General features: G+C 40.2%; 14 protein-coding genes and 2 tRNA genes. 10 read left to right on the forward strand and 6 right to left on the reverse strand.

Annotated features, from left to right (window positions below; translation table 11 throughout):
- Positions 1-20: 20 nt before the first annotated feature.
- Together ACH63V_RS02105 and ACH63V_RS02110 are read right to left on the reverse strand one after the other, a co-directional pair.
- Complete coding sequence (locus ACH63V_RS02105) at positions 21-2,210, reverse strand: bifunctional SulP family inorganic anion transporter/carbonic anhydrase (protein WP_396462589.1); 2,190 nt, start codon at positions 2,208-2,210, stop codon at positions 21-23.
- A gap of 302 nt (positions 2,211-2,512) precedes the next feature.
- Positions 2,513-4,864, reverse strand: coding sequence for a Tex family protein (locus tag ACH63V_RS02110; RefSeq protein ID WP_263614754.1), 2,352 nt, complete (start codon positions 4,862-4,864; stop codon positions 2,513-2,515).
- Positions 4,865-5,520: 656 nt separating this feature from the next.
- Between ACH63V_RS02110 and ompR the strand changes: the two genes are divergently transcribed.
- The 5 genes from ompR to ACH63V_RS02135 all read left to right on the forward strand — a co-directional run bounded on the left by ompR (position 5,521) and on the right by ACH63V_RS02135 (position 10,028).
- Positions 5,521-6,285 carry a two-component system response regulator OmpR gene (ompR, locus tag ACH63V_RS02115; RefSeq protein WP_000060753.1) on the forward strand — a complete coding sequence of 255 codons (765 nt, stop codon included), beginning with the start codon at positions 5,521-5,523 and terminating at the stop codon, positions 6,283-6,285.
- Between the two features lie 17 nt (positions 6,286-6,302).
- Positions 6,303-7,760, forward strand: coding sequence for an ATP-binding protein (locus ACH63V_RS02120; protein ID WP_263614755.1), 1,458 nt, complete (start codon positions 6,303-6,305; stop codon positions 7,758-7,760).
- Between the two features lie 39 nt (positions 7,761-7,799).
- Positions 7,800-7,916, forward strand: coding sequence for a hypothetical protein (locus ACH63V_RS02125; protein ID WP_396462609.1), 117 nt, complete (start codon positions 7,800-7,802; stop codon positions 7,914-7,916).
- A 35-nt stretch (positions 7,917-7,951) separates the two neighbouring features.
- Entirely contained in the window at positions 7,952-9,466 is a 1,515-nt protein-coding gene (locus tag ACH63V_RS02130; protein ID WP_002116671.1) for an acetyl-CoA hydrolase/transferase family protein, read from the forward strand.
- 130 nt (positions 9,467-9,596) lie between these two features.
- Positions 9,597-10,028, forward strand: coding sequence for a GNAT family acetyltransferase (locus ACH63V_RS02135; RefSeq protein ID WP_002052234.1), 432 nt, complete (start codon positions 9,597-9,599; stop codon positions 10,026-10,028).
- 171 nt (positions 10,029-10,199) lie between these two features.
- On the opposite strand, the gene ACH63V_RS02140 is transcribed toward ACH63V_RS02135, so the two are convergent.
- From ACH63V_RS02140 to ACH63V_RS02150, 3 genes are all read right to left on the reverse strand, one after another.
- A tRNA-Phe gene (locus tag ACH63V_RS02140) sits at positions 10,200-10,275 on the reverse strand.
- Positions 10,276-10,401: 126 nt separating this feature from the next.
- A tRNA-Phe gene (locus tag ACH63V_RS02145) sits at positions 10,402-10,477 on the reverse strand.
- Positions 10,478-10,582: 105 nt separating this feature from the next.
- The gene (locus ACH63V_RS02150; RefSeq protein ID WP_002052206.1) at positions 10,583-10,966 is read right to left on the reverse strand and encodes a GNAT family N-acetyltransferase; all 384 of its coding nucleotides are present in this window, start codon (positions 10,964-10,966) and stop codon (positions 10,583-10,585) included.
- A gap of 102 nt (positions 10,967-11,068) precedes the next feature.
- Here ACH63V_RS02150 and hisB point away from each other — a divergent pair, with 102 nt between their 5' ends.
- From hisB to hisA, 5 genes are all read left to right on the forward strand, one after another.
- Complete coding sequence (gene hisB, locus ACH63V_RS02155; RefSeq protein ID WP_000194096.1) at positions 11,069-11,662, forward strand: imidazoleglycerol-phosphate dehydratase HisB; 594 nt, start codon at positions 11,069-11,071, stop codon at positions 11,660-11,662.
- A complete protein-coding gene (gene hisH, locus ACH63V_RS02160) occupies positions 11,662-12,279 on the forward strand; it encodes an imidazole glycerol phosphate synthase subunit HisH (protein ID WP_006581041.1) in 618 nt (205 codons plus the stop codon). The genes hisB and hisH overlap by 1 nt, the downstream gene beginning before the upstream one ends.
- A gap of 152 nt (positions 12,280-12,431) precedes the next feature.
- On the forward strand, positions 12,432-12,980 hold the full coding sequence (locus tag ACH63V_RS02165) for a DUF805 domain-containing protein (protein WP_396462590.1): 549 nt from the start codon (positions 12,432-12,434) through the stop codon (positions 12,978-12,980).
- 86 nt (positions 12,981-13,066) lie between these two features.
- On the forward strand, positions 13,067-13,708 hold the full coding sequence (locus ACH63V_RS02170; RefSeq protein ID WP_396462591.1) for a 3'-5' exonuclease: 642 nt from the start codon (positions 13,067-13,069) through the stop codon (positions 13,706-13,708).
- A gap of 94 nt (positions 13,709-13,802) precedes the next feature.
- Positions 13,803-14,534, forward strand: coding sequence for a 1-(5-phosphoribosyl)-5-[(5-phosphoribosylamino)methylideneamino]imidazole-4-carboxamide isomerase (hisA, locus tag ACH63V_RS02175; RefSeq protein WP_002052186.1), 732 nt, complete (start codon positions 13,803-13,805; stop codon positions 14,532-14,534).
- Positions 14,535-14,602: 68 nt separating this feature from the next.
- On the opposite strand, the gene ACH63V_RS02180 is transcribed toward hisA, so the two are convergent.
- On the reverse strand, positions 14,603-15,154 hold the full coding sequence (locus ACH63V_RS02180; protein ID WP_396462592.1) for a helix-turn-helix domain-containing protein: 552 nt from the start codon (positions 15,152-15,154) through the stop codon (positions 14,603-14,605).
- Between the last annotated feature and the right edge of the window lie 62 nt (positions 15,155-15,216).

A 15,216-nucleotide genomic window follows, 5' to 3' on the forward strand; every position in this document is an offset into this window, starting at 1 on the left:
CTTTTTTTATCTAAGGCTATTTAAGTATCTAAAAACTGAACATGTCCTGTTTTTACATCGTAAATCGCACCAATAATTGCAATCTCACCACGGTCTAACAGCTCTTTAAGTACAGTACTGTTATTAATAATGTATTGGATGTTGTAGTGAACATTCATCGCTGTTACCTGATTAATAAAAGCTTTGTTTAACTCCCGCGGTTGCATAATGTCATAAACGCTTTCTACCGAACGCATGAGTGGTCCAAGCACATATTGAATATGCGGCATTTCCTTCACATCAGAAACTTGTTTTTGCTGTAGTCGTAGCTGACATGCACTGGTCACTGCACCACAGTCGGTATGACCTAAAACTAAAATGACTTTAGAACCTTTAGCCTGACAGGCAAACTCAAGTGAACCTAGTACTTTTTGCCCAGCAATATTACCAGCAATCCTTAAACTAAATAGATCACCAATACCTACATCAAAAATCATTTCAGTGGGTGCACGAGAATCCATACATCCTAAAACAGCCGCAATCGGATGTTGGCCTTCATCTGCGGTGACACGAATTTGACGGTAAATATCGCGTTGTAAACGTTCATTTTTTACAAAACGTTCATTACCTTCCTTAAGTAGGGTAACCACCTGCTGCGGACTTAACTTACGCTGTAAATCTCTGGTACTAATGTAGATATCAAGAACCGCATCATCTACCTCTTCATAATGCTGTTTAAACCCTATAAGCTTCAAATCAACCTGACGCTTAACTGCCGTTTCATTCTGATAATCTTGAATGACCTGATAAATATCGGGATCAATTGAGTCACATTGAGTGGCATCAATAATCAACTGCTGATCTTTATGAACATGTTCTAATGCAGAAATGAGCGCTGAACGATTAAGAAAAGTCACTTGTGATGGAAGCTCAATACGAGTCACAATTCCATGTAAATGCTTTTCTTTATATACGCGAACACCTTTATTGAAGTTGCCATATAAAATAAACGCACTACTGGTAAATAAACCCACCAAAATTCCGGTTAACAAGTCTGTCAGTAAGATTGCAACAAGGGTAATAATGAAAGGTAAAAACTGTTTCCAGCCTTTTTGATACAGCTGTTTAAATAACTTTGGATGAGTCAGTTTAAAACCAGTCACAATTAAAATCGCTGCGAGTGCAGACAATGGAATCATGTTCATAAGTTGAACAAAGAATAAAACTGCTAGCAGCAATAATATGCCGTGAATAATCGTGGAATATTTACTACGTGCGCCTGTATTTGCATTTACAGAACTACGGACAATGACCGAAGTGACTGGCATGCCGCCAATTAAACCTGAAACAATATTCCCAGCGCCTTGTGCCCACAGTTCACGATTAGGTGGAGATGAACGCTTTTGAGGGTCAAGTTTATCTGCGGCTTCTAAGTTTAGTAATGTCTCTAAAGATGCCACAATCGCGAGTGTAATCGCTCCCGTATAAATTAATGGTTCAGCCAGATAGCTAAAGTCAGGAAAAACCAATACCTCTTGCGGTGCTTGCAATATATTTGGTAGTTGAATCAAATTATTGGTTTGTACTGCCCAAGGCGAGCCAATATTCATCAAAACAAAATTTAAAACTGCTGCAATGACCACAGCAATTAAAGCCGAAGGTATGGCTAACTTTTTAAGTGGGCTGCTATCCCAAGCTAAAATTAGAAATAAACTCAGTAGCCCAATAAACGCCGCACCCTCATCGAAATGCTGAAGAAAAGTATCAGGCGTGGCAGTCCAAACTTTTTCCCATGAAAAGTCAGTCAACCCAAATAAATACGGCAGCTGCGTCACAATAAGAATGGCCCCAATAGCAGCCAATAATCCTAAAATGACGTTGTTTGGAATGAAGTTGGCAAAGAAACCTAACTTAAATATTCCAAATAAAATTTGTAAAATTCCTGCAAATACAATACACAATAAAAAGGCGGCATAATTGCCGCCTAATTGATCTAACTGTACAAGGATGACCGCAGTCAATCCTGCTGCTGGGCCAGAGACACTGATGTGCGAACCACTCAGCAGGCCAACAATAATTCCACCAACAATTCCGGCAATAATGCCAGAAATGATTGGAGCGCCTGAGGCTAAGGCGATACCCAAACATAAGGGTAAGGCCACGAGAAATACGACCACTCCCGAAAGGAGATCGTTTAAATGAAATCTATTTTTCAGTTCTAAAGCCGGCATAAAAACAACCATTTATAATATAAAAAAACAATCAATTTTTAATGTAACTGCCTGAAAGTGAGGAACTTACTTCAAGGCTTTATCGATATTGTCTGACATCGGGAAAGGGTTAAAGTTGAGTTATGCTATAACGTTGTATAGTTGATTGTAGATTTCACACCGTTTTTGTTGATCTTAAGATTCACCTCATCTTTACCACTGCGATTTCTGAAAAAACCGAATTTCACGCTCTCTGAAGCACATTTCGAAAACAATAAAAAAACCTCCCGTTTGGGAGGTTTTTTTAGGTCTTCTCAAGGCTCTTATTTAGAACCTTTAATTCCTGCTTGTAGTAACAATGCACCAAAACCACCAATTTTTTGCTCTTGTGGTTTTTCTTGTTTGCTACGTTGTGGACGTTCAACCTGATCTTTACGTGGTTGTTGAGGACGCTTACCTTGCGGCTTACGCTCAGAACGCTGTTCGTTATTTTGCTCACGACGCGGTGGACGCTGTGCCTTAACAGGAGCTGCACCTTCTGCACGCATACTCAAATTCACACGATTACGCTCAGCATCAACTTGCATCACACGCACTTGTACGATTTGACCTGGTTTTACCACTTTATGCGGGTCAGAAACGAATTCATTCGCTAATTCAGAAATATGAACTAAACCATCTTGGTGTACGCCAATATCAACAAAGGCACCAAAATTCGTTACGTTCGTTACCACACCTTCAAGCTGCATGCCTTCAGTCAACTGAGCAACTTCGGTAATGTCTTCACGGAATTTAGCAGTACGGAATTCTGGACGTGGGTCACGACCCGGTTTTTCCAATTCTGATAAAACATCCTGAATAGTCGGCAAACCGAATTTGTCATCAACAAACTCTTCAGCTTTTACCTGACGAATAATTTCAGTATTACCAATGATGTCTTTAACAGTTGTTGCTTTTGCTGCAACAATTTTCTCGACAAGACCATAACTTTCAGGGTGAACAGCAGAAGCATCTAAAGGTTCAGAACCATTTTGGATACGTAAGAAACCAGCCGCTTGTTCAAAAGTACGCTCGCCTAAACGTGGTACGCTTTTCAACGCTTGACGGTTATCAAAACGGCCATGCTCTTTACGGTATTCAACGATTTGCTGAGCAATCGCTTTGTTTAAACCCGCAATATAAGCCAAGATTGCTGGTGAAGCAGTATTTACATCAACACCGACAGCGTTCACACAGTCTTCTACCACTGCATCAAGCGTTTTTGCTAAACCAGTTTGGTTTACGTCGTGTTGATATTGACCTACACCAATCGATTTCGGATCAATCTTCACAAGTTCAGCAAGTGGGTCTTGTAAACGGCGAGCAATAGAGACCGCACCACGAATTGAAACATCAAGCTCTGGAAGTTCTGCTGCAGCAAGTTCACTTGCAGAGTAAACAGATGCACCTGCTTCGCTTACAGTCACACGTGTTAATTTGAGGTCTGTATTTGCAGCCATCATTTCTGCAACTACAGCTTCTGTTTCACGGCTCGCAGTACCGTTACCAATCGCAATAAGCTCTACGTTATATTCACGGCATAAACGTGCAAGCTCAGCAATAGAACCTTCTTTATCTTCTTTAGGCGCAAATGGGTAAATCGTGCTGTGAGCAAGTACATCACCAGCATCGCTTACTACAGCCAGTTTCACACCAGTACGAATACCAGGGTCAACACCCAAAGTCGTACGGCTACCCGCTGGTGCAGATAACAATAAATGACGAAGGTTTTCAGCAAATACCTGCATTGCTTCTGCTTCGGCAGCAAGACGCTTTTCTGTTAGTAATGAATGTTCGATTTGAGGACGAACTTTACCTAACCAGAATAATTTTGCAGTTTGCTTTAAGAAATCTTGGCGAGCTTGTGGCTGAACTTGATCTAGGTTGTATTCAGTTTCAATACGAGCCAACGGTGCATCATCTTCACCATCTACTTTTAAACCAAGTACGTTTTCTTGACGACCACGTAACATTGCCAATAAACGATGAGAAGGTAATTTATTTAAGCCTTCAGAGAATTCAAAGTAATCACGGAACTTTTTGCCCACTTCTTTCTTTTCTTCAGAAGCAACAGTACTTTTTAACACTGCTGTTTTTGCAAAAGTCGCTTTTAATTCTGTAGTCAGCGCAATATTTTGTGCCCAGTCATCAATTAAAATATGCTGGATTGCATCTAACTGACTTTCAACATCTGGATAGTCTTCATGGCTAAAACCAGCTAATGCTTCTGTCGGATCAATTTGTTCTGCAATAATTTTTTCGGCAATTGGCCCCAGACCCGCTTCTTTCGCCTTGAAAGACTTGCTCGTACGTTTAGGACGGTACGGCGCATAAATTTCTTCTAAAGCATTTTTTGTTTCGGCTGCATTCACCCGCGCCAACAAGTCATCATTCAATTTATTCTGTTCTTGCAATGACTGAATGACCTTTTCACGGCGCTCATATAAATCACGTAAATACGCTAAACGAGTATCTAATTGGCGTAACTGCGTATCATCTAAACCTTGTGTTACTTCTTTACGGTAACGGGCAATGAATGGAACACTGGCACCTTCGTCAATTAAGCGGATGGCAGCTTCTACTTGGTTTGGACGTACGGCAAGCTCACTTGCCAACTGCTGAACTAAGTCAGTCATCGTGTTTGATCCCACAAGGATAAAGTTTAAAAGCACTGATTATAAAGACCAAGACTATAAAATCCACACTTGTTTGCGTATTCAAAACGTTTTTTTGTATTGACTGTGAATTTTTCACATTCTTCACTTCATAAAAAGTGCTCTGTGCTACGTATTTTGGCCTTTAAACTCATATTTTACTGTTTAAAAAATCTGAAATTTATAGGATAACCCTTAAGCAAAATGAAATTTTTAATATAAATTACGAGAAAATGAACATATTGATACAGTACTAAAATGAGCAAAAATATAGTTTTTCTTATCTGTCTAAATAAATTATTAAGCTTTAATATCTAAATGGCTTATCGACCTTTTAGAAAATAAGCTTTGAAAAGTAGCGCTAATTTTTAAAATAATTTATTTGAAACAATTATTTATTAAAATTTAATCGAATAGAATTTAACAAATGAGCGAATGCTTGGTTTTTTCTTTAAGGCTTTGCTAAATTATGGGCATAAGATGTTGTTTTTTGGTTTCAAGCCCCTACGAAAATTGTAATTTTGAGCAAATTGATACATAGTCTTAACAAGAACATCGGCATTATACTGAGGGCTTGTTGGCAATAAGCCTAACCGATCCAATAATATATAAATTATGACTTTAAAAGGGAGTACATCATGAGTTTAGTTGTACCTGCTGAACATCCTGAAACCGTACATAACGAAACGGATCGTGTCGAGCGCATTTTAGTGGTCGATGACGATGTGCGTTTACGTACCCTCTTGCAACGTTTTTTGGAAGATAAAGGCTTTGTTGTAAAAACTGCCCATGATGCCTCACAAATGGATCGTTTATTACAACGTGAGTTATTTTCACTTATCGTGCTCGACTTTATGTTGCCCGTTGAAGATGGTTTAAGTATTTGTCGTCGTTTACGTCAATCAAATATTGATACACCAATTATTATGCTAACTGCACGTGGTAGTGACTCAGACCGTATTGCTGGTCTTGAAGCTGGTGCAGATGACTATCTACCAAAACCATTCAACCCAAATGAGCTTTTAGCACGTATTCGTGCAGTATTACGTCGTCAGGTTCGTGAAGTTCCGGGCGCTCCAAGCCAACAAGTTGAAGTGGTTAGCTTCGGCCCATGGTCTTTGGACTTATCTACACGTACATTAACTCGTGAAGGTCAGATTGTTACCTTAACGACGGGTGAATTTGCCGTATTAAAAGCATTGGTACAGCATCCACGTGAACCGTTAACACGCGATAAACTGATGAACTTGGCTCGTGGTCGTGAATGGGGTGCAATGGAGCGCTCAATTGACGTTCAAGTGTCTCGTCTACGTCGTTTAATTGAAGATAACCCAGCGCGCGCACGCTATATTCAAACTGTGTGGGGCGTAGGTTATGTATTTGTTCCAGATGGTGCTGAATAAGCTTGAGATAAAATAGAGTGAGTTTAGAGCCAATATCACCGCAAAGCTTTACCGACTACGTTGCGTATTCAGAGCGTAAACGGACGAGATGGGAACGTTTTCTCGACAAAATTAAGCCACGTTCTGCTGCCATGCGTACCACAATTTTGGTACTGCTGGTGGTGTTCTTTAGCCTCTTTATGTCTTTGTGGTTTTTTTGGCGAACTCTCTATTTACCTGAAATTCAACAACATGCCCGCTATCTGGCTGTTGAATTAGAACTGGTCAATAACCCTAATATTCGTATTTTTCATCGTGATAGCGAAGTTGATGTCGATACTTGGTTACGTAATCGGGTTGGTATTGAATACATAACCGATCCTAAAGAGTATCCAAGCGTTCGCGATAAAGTAATTGCCGAGATTTTCACCAACCAGGTTGAGCAAAAACTGGCCAATGAAATTGGTGCAAAAGACGTTACCGTTTACTTCCAGTTTAAACCTAGCCCACGTATATGGATTCAGACTCCTGAAATGCACGGCAACTGGGTCCGTGAGCCTTTAAAAACCTATGCAAATTATAGCCCTGAGCTATTAATTGGTTGGGTTGTGGGTGTTCCTTTAGTGTCAGCCATCATTATTTTAATTTTGGTTAGACAAATGAACCGCCCCTTGCGTCGTTTGCAAAATGCTGCCAATGAATATAGTAAGTCTGGAACTGCACCTTATTTAGATACCAACCATGGCCCTCTAGAAATTCGCCAAGTTAACCAAGCCTTTAACCGCATGGTCTATACGCTTGAACAAGCTGAGCGTGAAAGACGAATCATGCTAGCGGGTATTTCACATGATCTAAGAACTCCCCTTACACGTATTCGTTTAACCGCAGAAATGCTACCTGATGAATTTCTGCGTGAAGGCTTGGTCTATGACGTAGACGATATGGATGCAATTTTGAATCAGTTCATTTCATATATGCGGGATGGTTCTGATGAAGAATTAAAAGACACCAATATCAATATATTACTGCAAGAATTAATTATTCAGTTTAAACCGCTCGATATTCGTTTTGAGGTGCAAGATGTTCCGATTATTCCTGCACGTAGTCTCTCTTTAAAACGACTCATTGCTAACCTTATTAATAACGCAAAACGTTATGGTGCGGAGCCAATCGAACTCAGTGCAAAAGTTGAAAATGAACATATTTTGATTACCGTTGCCGACCACGGTGAAGGTATTCCAGAAGATCAAATTGAAGAATTAATGCAACCATTTGTGAGAGGCGACTCTGCTAGAACCATTCAAGGAAGTGGTTTAGGTCTTGCCATTGTTAAGCGTATTGTCGACATTCATCAAGGTGAAATCCAAATTCATAACCGTGAACAAGGTGGTTTAGAGGTTGTTATTTCACTACCTATTCCAAAACCAGCGGCTGAAGAAAATACAACGCCAAATCCTTTGGAAAAAATTAAACAAACTTTAAGTGAGCGCTTCTAATTTGATCAACCGATCATTTAAAGCGCTATTTTAAAATTTATTAAATACCAAATAAATCAACATATTAAAAATCATAAAATAAATTTATACCCACATTTATTTAAAAAATTAGACCTTAGCCTAACACCTATGCACTTTTCAATTTTTCATAGCTAAAATCCCGTATGTTTTGACAATATTGAGGATGTCCAATGTCTTTAAGTCGTATTCGCCTAGCTTCTCTTCATGACAAGGTCATCAGTGCTGAACAAGCTGCGCAATTCATCGAAAATGGAATGACCGTTGGTATGAGTGGTTTTACTCGTGCCGGTGAAGCTAAAGCTGTTCCACAAGCACTTGTAGAGCACGCAAAGAAAAATCCGTTAAAAATCACGTTAATCACGGGTGCTAGCTTAGGTAATGACTTAGACAAACAACTCACGGAAGCAGGTGTTTTATCTCGTCGCATGCCATTCCAAGTGGATAACACTTTGCGCCGCGCAATTAACAACGGCGAAGTCATGTTTATTGACCAACACTTGTCAGAAACTGTTGAACAAATGCGTAACCAGCAACTTAAACGTCCAGACGTTGCGGTGATTGAAGCAATTGCAATTACTGAAGATGGTGGCATTATTCCAACAACTTCGGTTGGTAACTCTGCAAGTTTCGCAATTTTTGCTGAAAAAGTTATTGTTGAAATCAATACCTCTTTAAGCGAAAGCTTTGAAGGTTTACACGACATCTATATTCCGACTTACCGTCCAACACGTACGCCAATTCCATTAACAAAAGTGGATGAGCGCATTGGTACAACTGCAATTCAAATTGATCCTGCAAAAATTGTTGGTATTGTCTTTAACGACACACATGACTCACCATCAACAGTCACTCCTCCAGATGATGAGACTCAAGGCATTGCAAACCATCTCATTGCTTTCTTTAACAAAGAAGTTGCTGAAGGCCGTTTACCAAAGAACCTTGGTCCATTACAAGCAGGGATTGGTTCTATTGCCAATGCTGTATTAACAGGTTTAAAAGATTCTGATTTTGAAGACCTCATCATGTACTCAGAAGTACTACAAGACTGTACTTTTGAACTCATTGATGCAGGCAAAATGAAGTTTGCTTCTGGTAGCTCAATTACCCTTTCAGCTAAATGTGGCGAAAAAGTTTTTGGCAATATCGAAGCTTACAAAGACAAATTAGTGCTTCGTCCACAAGAAATTTCTAACCACCCTGAGCTTGTACGTCGTTTAGGGATTATTGGCATTAACACTGCGCTTGAGTTTGATATTTACGGTAACGTGAACTCAACTCACGTATGTGGTACGAAAATGATGAACGGTATTGGTGGTTCGGGTGACTTCGCTCGTAATGCACACTTGGCTATTTTCGTGACCAAATCAATTGCTAAAGGCGGCGATATTTCTTCTATCGTGCCAATGGTGAGCCACGTTGACCACAGCGAACACGACGTTGATATTTTAGTGACAGAGCAAGGTTTAGCTGACTTACGCGGTTTAGCACCTCGTGAACGTGCTCGCGCTATTATTGATAACTGTGTACATCCGCTTTACCGTGATGCATTGAACGACTATTTCGACCGTGCATGTGCTAAAGGTGGGCATACCCCTCACTTACTTCGTGAAGCATTGTCTTGGCATGCAAACTTCGAAGAAACAGGTCAAATGCTTCAAGCAGCACCTGTTGCAAAATCAGCTTAAATCACTGGTTTTAATTCAAGCACTCCTTCGGGGGTGCTTTTTTATTTGTTTAAATTATTCAAAACTACTGCTCAATTGCGCATTTTTATTTTATCTTTTCAATACATCAAAACAAAAAGTAGAAATCCATATGTTCATTATTCGCCAATTTACAAATGCAGATCTGGATGATGTGGTCAATTTATGGGAAAGTTGTGACCTAACCCGCCCTTGGAATAACCCTGAAACGGATATTTTTAGAAAAGTTTCACAACAGGATGATTTATTTCTGGTTGCGATTAAAGATGAGCAACTGATTGGCACGCTCATGGGCGGCTACGACGGCCATAGAGGCTGGATTAACTATTTGGCTGTTCATCCCCATCAACAACGCTTAGGAATCGCTACAGCGCTTGTTCAGCAGCTTGAGAAGCGCCTCATCGCTCGTGGTTGCCCAAAGCTTCAATTATTGGTGCGTAAAGACAATCTAAATGTGCTGAACTTTTACGAACAGCTCGGTTACGACGAGGTAGAAGCTGTGTGTTTAGGCAAACGACTCATTAATGATAGTCCTCACGATTAGAGACCAATTTTCAGTTGAGCCATTTTTAGAAAGTGAAAGCAATATTGGGGATAACCCTGTCTGCTTGTGGATAAAATGAGATTTATACACAAGTGAAGTCTTAGTATTTTTTATTAAATAAATAGGCATGAAAAAAGCCCCATACTTTAAAGTATGGGGCTTTTTCGAATATGGTGGCGAGACCCAGGATCGAACTGGGGACACACGGATTTTCAATCCGTTGCTCTACCTACTGAGCTATCACGCCGATGGCCTGTATTAAGCCGTATCTCAGAACAATAGTCAACAATTATCCTGAGTTTCTGATTTAAATGGGTATTTTTTATACTTAAAAAAAATCCCTGATGGGATCAGGGATTGAAAACACAAATAATGGTGGCGAGACCCAGGATCGAACTGGGGACACACGGATTTTCAATCCGTTGCTCTACCTACTGAGCTATCACGCCGAAGTGGGCGTATTAAACAATGTTTATAAGAAGACGTCAAGCAACTTCCGTATTTTTTGTAACAAGTGTTTAATTTTAAATCACAAGTACAGTAAAAATAGGATTTTAGCTATGTAATTTACCAATATGCGCTAAGCAGCGATGAATAGCACCACAGCCTGGCTCAAAAATCTTAACGCCTTTTGACTCTTCTATACGACAAGCTTCTTCTACCAAGCGCTCAGCTACCCCACGACCACGGTTAGCAGGATGCACCACAATATATTCAAGTACCTTGCTTTCACCTTGTCCTGAACACCAGATTGCACCTATAATTTTGGTGTTAAATTCGGCAGTGTATAGCGTGGTATACTGTTGTAAATCTTGTTCAAGTTGTTCAATCGCATCGTGCCCGTCACCAAACTCCGGACTTGTATCATACAGTCGCTCAAGCTGATCGCGGATCTCTGAATTATCTAGAGAACTATAAGCATGTACGGTAATAGGCATTGATTAACCCTCCTGAGCAAACTATGATGCTGTCACGAATTCGTCACAGCGAAATTGTCGTTAACATCCAATCATTTTTGACGTTTTTTGAGGAACGTGTCCATGACGCAACGTATCAGTGAAGTGGTTAGAAATACCAATGAAACCAAAATTCGAGTTCGTTTAAATCTCGATGGTACTGGTCAAGGCACACTAAACACCGGAGTTCCATTTTTAGACCATATGATTGATCAAATCAAGCGACATGGCTTATTTGATATCGATATTCATTGTGATGGAGACCTCGAGATTGACGATCATCATACCGTAGAGGACTGCGGTATCACGCTTGGACAGGCTTTTGCACAAGCTTTAGGTGATAAAAAAGGTTTACGTCGTTATGGTCATTTTTATGCACCATTAGATGAAGCTTTATCTCGCGTAGTGGTAGATTTATCTGGTCGTCCGGGTTTATTTATGGATATTCCATTTACTCGCGCACGTATCGGCACATTTGATGTGGATTTATTTTCCGAGTTTTTCCAAGGTTTCGTAAACCATGCGCTTATGACCTTACATATTGATAACTTGAAGGGTAAAAATAGCCACCATCAAATCGAGAGTGTATTTAAAGCACTAGCGCGTGCTTTACGTATGGCATGTGAAATTGATCCACGTGCTGAAAACACGATTGCATCGACAAAAGGTAGCCTCTAATGACACGTATCGCGTTACTTGATTATGGCATGGGCAATCTACACTCAGCTGCTAAAGCACTTGAGCATGTAGGCGCTACAGTCGATGTAACTAACGACCCAAAATTAATTGCACAAGCCGATAAAATTGTTTTCCCGGGTGTTGGGGCAATGCGTGACTGTATGCAAGGCATGCGTGAAGCAGGTATTGATGAAGTCGTACGCAACGCTGCTTTTAATAAACCTGTTCTTGCAATTTGTGTAGGCATGCAAGCGCTTCTACAAAGCTCTGAAGAAAATGGCGGTGTAGATGCCTTAGGTATTTTTGAAGGGGTGGTCAAACACTTCCCTCAAATGGAAGGTTTAAAAGTCCCACATATGGGCTGGAACCAAGTTCACCAAATGGACCCAAGCCATCCAATGTGGAACAACATTGAACAAGATGCTCGCTTCTACTTTGTACACAGCTACTATGTTGAACCTAAAGATGAAAACCTTGTGGCTGCAACATGCGAATATGGCGTGAACTTCTGCACGGCAATTCACAAAGATAATTTATTTGCGACTCAATTTCACCCAGAGAAAAGCCATACTGCGGGTTTACAGCTACTTAAAAACTTTGTGGAATGGAATATTTAATTTCACGAAAGCTTTAAACAGATCAGGTCTAGATGGCCTGATCTTTTTTTTTATTTATAATAACTACTAATCATTTATAGAATGATATTTTATTCAACAAAATATTGAATATTCATACTTTTAAATAAAACCAAATGATCAGGATAAACACAATGAATTCACCTTTTGAAAATCACCCACTTCAGCAGGATTCGCCCTTTAAGGCAAATGGGCGTTTTGGACGACTATCTTACGCTGCTTGGACCTTCCTATTTACGCTAACCCTCGCTGCTGTTGTTCTACTTATTATTTTTACTTTCGGACTTACACAAAATGAGGGCGCTCCAGGCTTTACTGCACCGGGCTTAGTCTCGATTACCATTCTCTATATCATCGGTATTTATATTAGCTTCGTATTTACCATCCGCCGTTTGCATGATCGCAATAATACAGGGTGGCTATCTTTACTCATGCTCGTACCAATCGTGAATATTGGCCTTGCCATTTATTTATTCTGTGCAAAAGGAACAGAAGGTCCTAATGATTATGGACCGAAGCGTCCAACGCCAAGCTGGGAACGTGTTTTAGGCTGGATTTATATTGCACTTATTCCGCTTGCAGTAGTTTTTGCTATTGTTGCCACAATGATGGCTCCTACCTATGAAGGTTATATTGAAAAAAGCGAAAGCGTTGTCATTGGTACACCGTCTCAGTCTCAATAATTTTTAAAGTCGCGTATAAAGCCTAGTCCTCTAGGCTTTATTCATATATAAAGCTAATAGCTCAATTCATTTGTATGCTGTTAAATATGTCCGAAGCCCCTTCCCTCCTTGATAAAGCCTCTATTCAGCAGCTTCCACCTTTTAAGAATCTTAACCACCAAAATATTGTGGTGATTGAAAATATTGAGCAATGCAAAACTATTGAAGAAGAATTAAAAGCAGCAACCTTTTTAGGATTTGATTCTGAATCTAAACCGACTTTTCGGGTGGGTGAAGTCTCGACAGGTCCACACCTGATTCAGCTTGCCACTGAACATAAAGCCTATTTAATTCATGTCAACTCATCGACTTTAAAATTTTTACAGCCTATTTTGTCCAATCCAAAACAAATTAAAGTCGGCTTTGGCCTTAAAAATGATAAGCACATTTTTCATAAAAAAGGCATTGAGCTGGAAAGTTGTGTCGACCTTGCTAAAGGCTTTAGTCACTTTGGTTTTACCCAGCAAATGGGAGTACAAAAAGCGATTGCACTACTATTTGGACAATATCTTGCAAAGTCAAAAAAAGTTGGAACTTCAAATTGGGCACAAAAGCCACTTACACCACAGCAAATCAGTTATGCCTCTGCCGATGCCTATGCTGCCTTACTAGTGTTTTTAGAGCTTCGTAAACAAAACCTATTACCAGCTCACATTTCACAAACGATTCAAACCGCACTTCACGCGTAAAGTTATAAAAGTCTTTTCTAAGGCTTAGCGATTGATCAATACTTTGCTAAGATGTGCACAATTTCATAAACATGATGAAGCAAGGAGCGAAAGCATGCTAATCATTCCAGCAATTGACCTGAAAGATGGTAAATGTGTGCGTTTAAAACAAGGGCGTATGGAAGACGATACCGTTTTCTCTGACGATCCGGTTGCAACTGCCCAGCATTGGGTAAATGAAGGCGCACGTCGTTTGCATTTGGTCGATTTGAATGGTGCTTTCGCAGGTACGCCTATCCATAAACCTGTTGTTGAAGCGATTGCTAAAGCTCAGCCAGAATTACCAATTCAAATTGGTGGTGGTATTCGTTCATTAGAAACGATTGAACACTACTTAGAAGCTGGCGTGACTTTTGTCATTATCGGGACTAAAGCAGTTCAAGAGCCAGAATTTGTAGAAGAAGCTTGTAAGCGCTTTGCAGGTCACATCATTGTTGGTATTGATGCCATGAATGGTATGGTTGCAACTGACGGCTGGGCAAACGTTACTGATGTTAAAGCAACTGATTTAGCAAAACGTTTTGCAGATGCAGGCGTGTCTAGCATTGTTTATACAGACATTGCGCGTGACGGCATGATGCAAGGGGTAAACGTTGAGCAGACTGTAAACTTGGCTCAATACTCAGGCTTACCAGTGATTGCTTCAGGTGGCGTAACTAACCTTGATGACGTTCGTAACTTAAAAGGCAAACCGGGCATTTTAGGTGCAATCACAGGTCGTGCAATTTATGAAGGTACTTTAAATCTTCGTGAAGCTCAGCTTCTGTTAGATGAAAACCGTCTTTAATTTTTAAGATGTAAAAAGAGCCGCTTTAGGCTCTTTTTTATTTGTTGATATGAAAAGTATATTCCACATCAATACACCACATTACGAATGAATTTAAGTACTTGATTCCCGCTATTCACATACGTATAAGTCACTGAACTGGCATATATAATTGAAGAACCAGCAGCTATAGTTTTTGAGCTATCTGCAAATTGTATGGTTAGCTCACCTTCTAATACATAAATAAGCTCTTGCCACCCTTCTGGGTCTGCTTCAGCAATATAAGATTCCCCTACTGCCAGTGACCATGTCCAAAGCTCAACTTGGCTATGGGATGGAACTGAAGCCAGTAATGTTGCTTTGCTTTCCTCTTTTTCACCCTGCCAAGCAAGTACATTAACCAAGGCTTGTTCTTTATGCTCGGGTGCGCTCACAATCGTTCTAAAGTCTACCCCCAACACTATCGCAATCGCGTCGAGTTTAGCTAGACTGATATTGACTTGTCCTGTTTCTAAAGCAGCAATCGTTCGTCTACTTACACCTGCCTGATCTGCCAAGTCCTGTTGGCTTAAACCACGCTCATCTCTTAATGAACGGATATTTGTGCCTACGTGCTGTAAAACGGTACTCGACTGGCTCATAGAATAGGTTAGTAAAGAAAATTTGAGCAATATATTGCACAAAATGGAAGAATAGCGCAACA

It is taken from the genome of Acinetobacter sp. ABJ-A23_2 (assembly GCF_044538765.1).
In the GTDB taxonomy this organism is placed as follows: Bacteria; Pseudomonadota; Gammaproteobacteria; order Pseudomonadales; family Moraxellaceae; genus Acinetobacter; species Acinetobacter nosocomialis_A.

Bases quoted from the DNA above. Each gene is read 5' to 3' on its own strand.
- hisH (WP_006581041.1), top strand. From the start codon at position 11,662: ATGACACGTATCGCGTTACTTGATTATGGCATGGGCAATCTACACTCA.
- ACH63V_RS02170 (WP_396462591.1), top strand. From the start codon at position 13,067: ATGTCCGAAGCCCCTTCCCTCCTTGATAAAGCCTCTATTCAGCAGCTT.
- ACH63V_RS02105 (WP_396462589.1), bottom strand. From the start codon at position 2,210: ATGCCGGCTTTAGAACTGAAAAATAGATTTCATTTAAACGATCTCCTT.
- hisB (WP_000194096.1), top strand. From the start codon at position 11,069: ATGACGCAACGTATCAGTGAAGTGGTTAGAAATACCAATGAAACCAAA.
- ompR (WP_000060753.1), top strand. From the start codon at position 5,521: ATGAGTTTAGTTGTACCTGCTGAACATCCTGAAACCGTACATAACGAA.
- ACH63V_RS02150 (WP_002052206.1), bottom strand. From the start codon at position 10,966: ATGCCTATTACCGTACATGCTTATAGTTCTCTAGATAATTCAGAGATC.
- hisA (WP_002052186.1), top strand. From the start codon at position 13,803: ATGCTAATCATTCCAGCAATTGACCTGAAAGATGGTAAATGTGTGCGT.
- ACH63V_RS02110 (WP_263614754.1), bottom strand. From the start codon at position 4,864: ATGACTGACTTAGTTCAGCAGTTGGCAAGTGAGCTTGCCGTACGTCCA.
- ACH63V_RS02130 (WP_002116671.1), top strand. From the start codon at position 7,952: ATGTCTTTAAGTCGTATTCGCCTAGCTTCTCTTCATGACAAGGTCATC.
- ACH63V_RS02165 (WP_396462590.1), top strand. From the start codon at position 12,432: ATGAATTCACCTTTTGAAAATCACCCACTTCAGCAGGATTCGCCCTTT.
- ACH63V_RS02180 (WP_396462592.1), bottom strand. From the start codon at position 15,154: ATGAGCCAGTCGAGTACCGTTTTACAGCACGTAGGCACAAATATCCGT.
- ACH63V_RS02135 (WP_002052234.1), top strand. From the start codon at position 9,597: ATGTTCATTATTCGCCAATTTACAAATGCAGATCTGGATGATGTGGTC.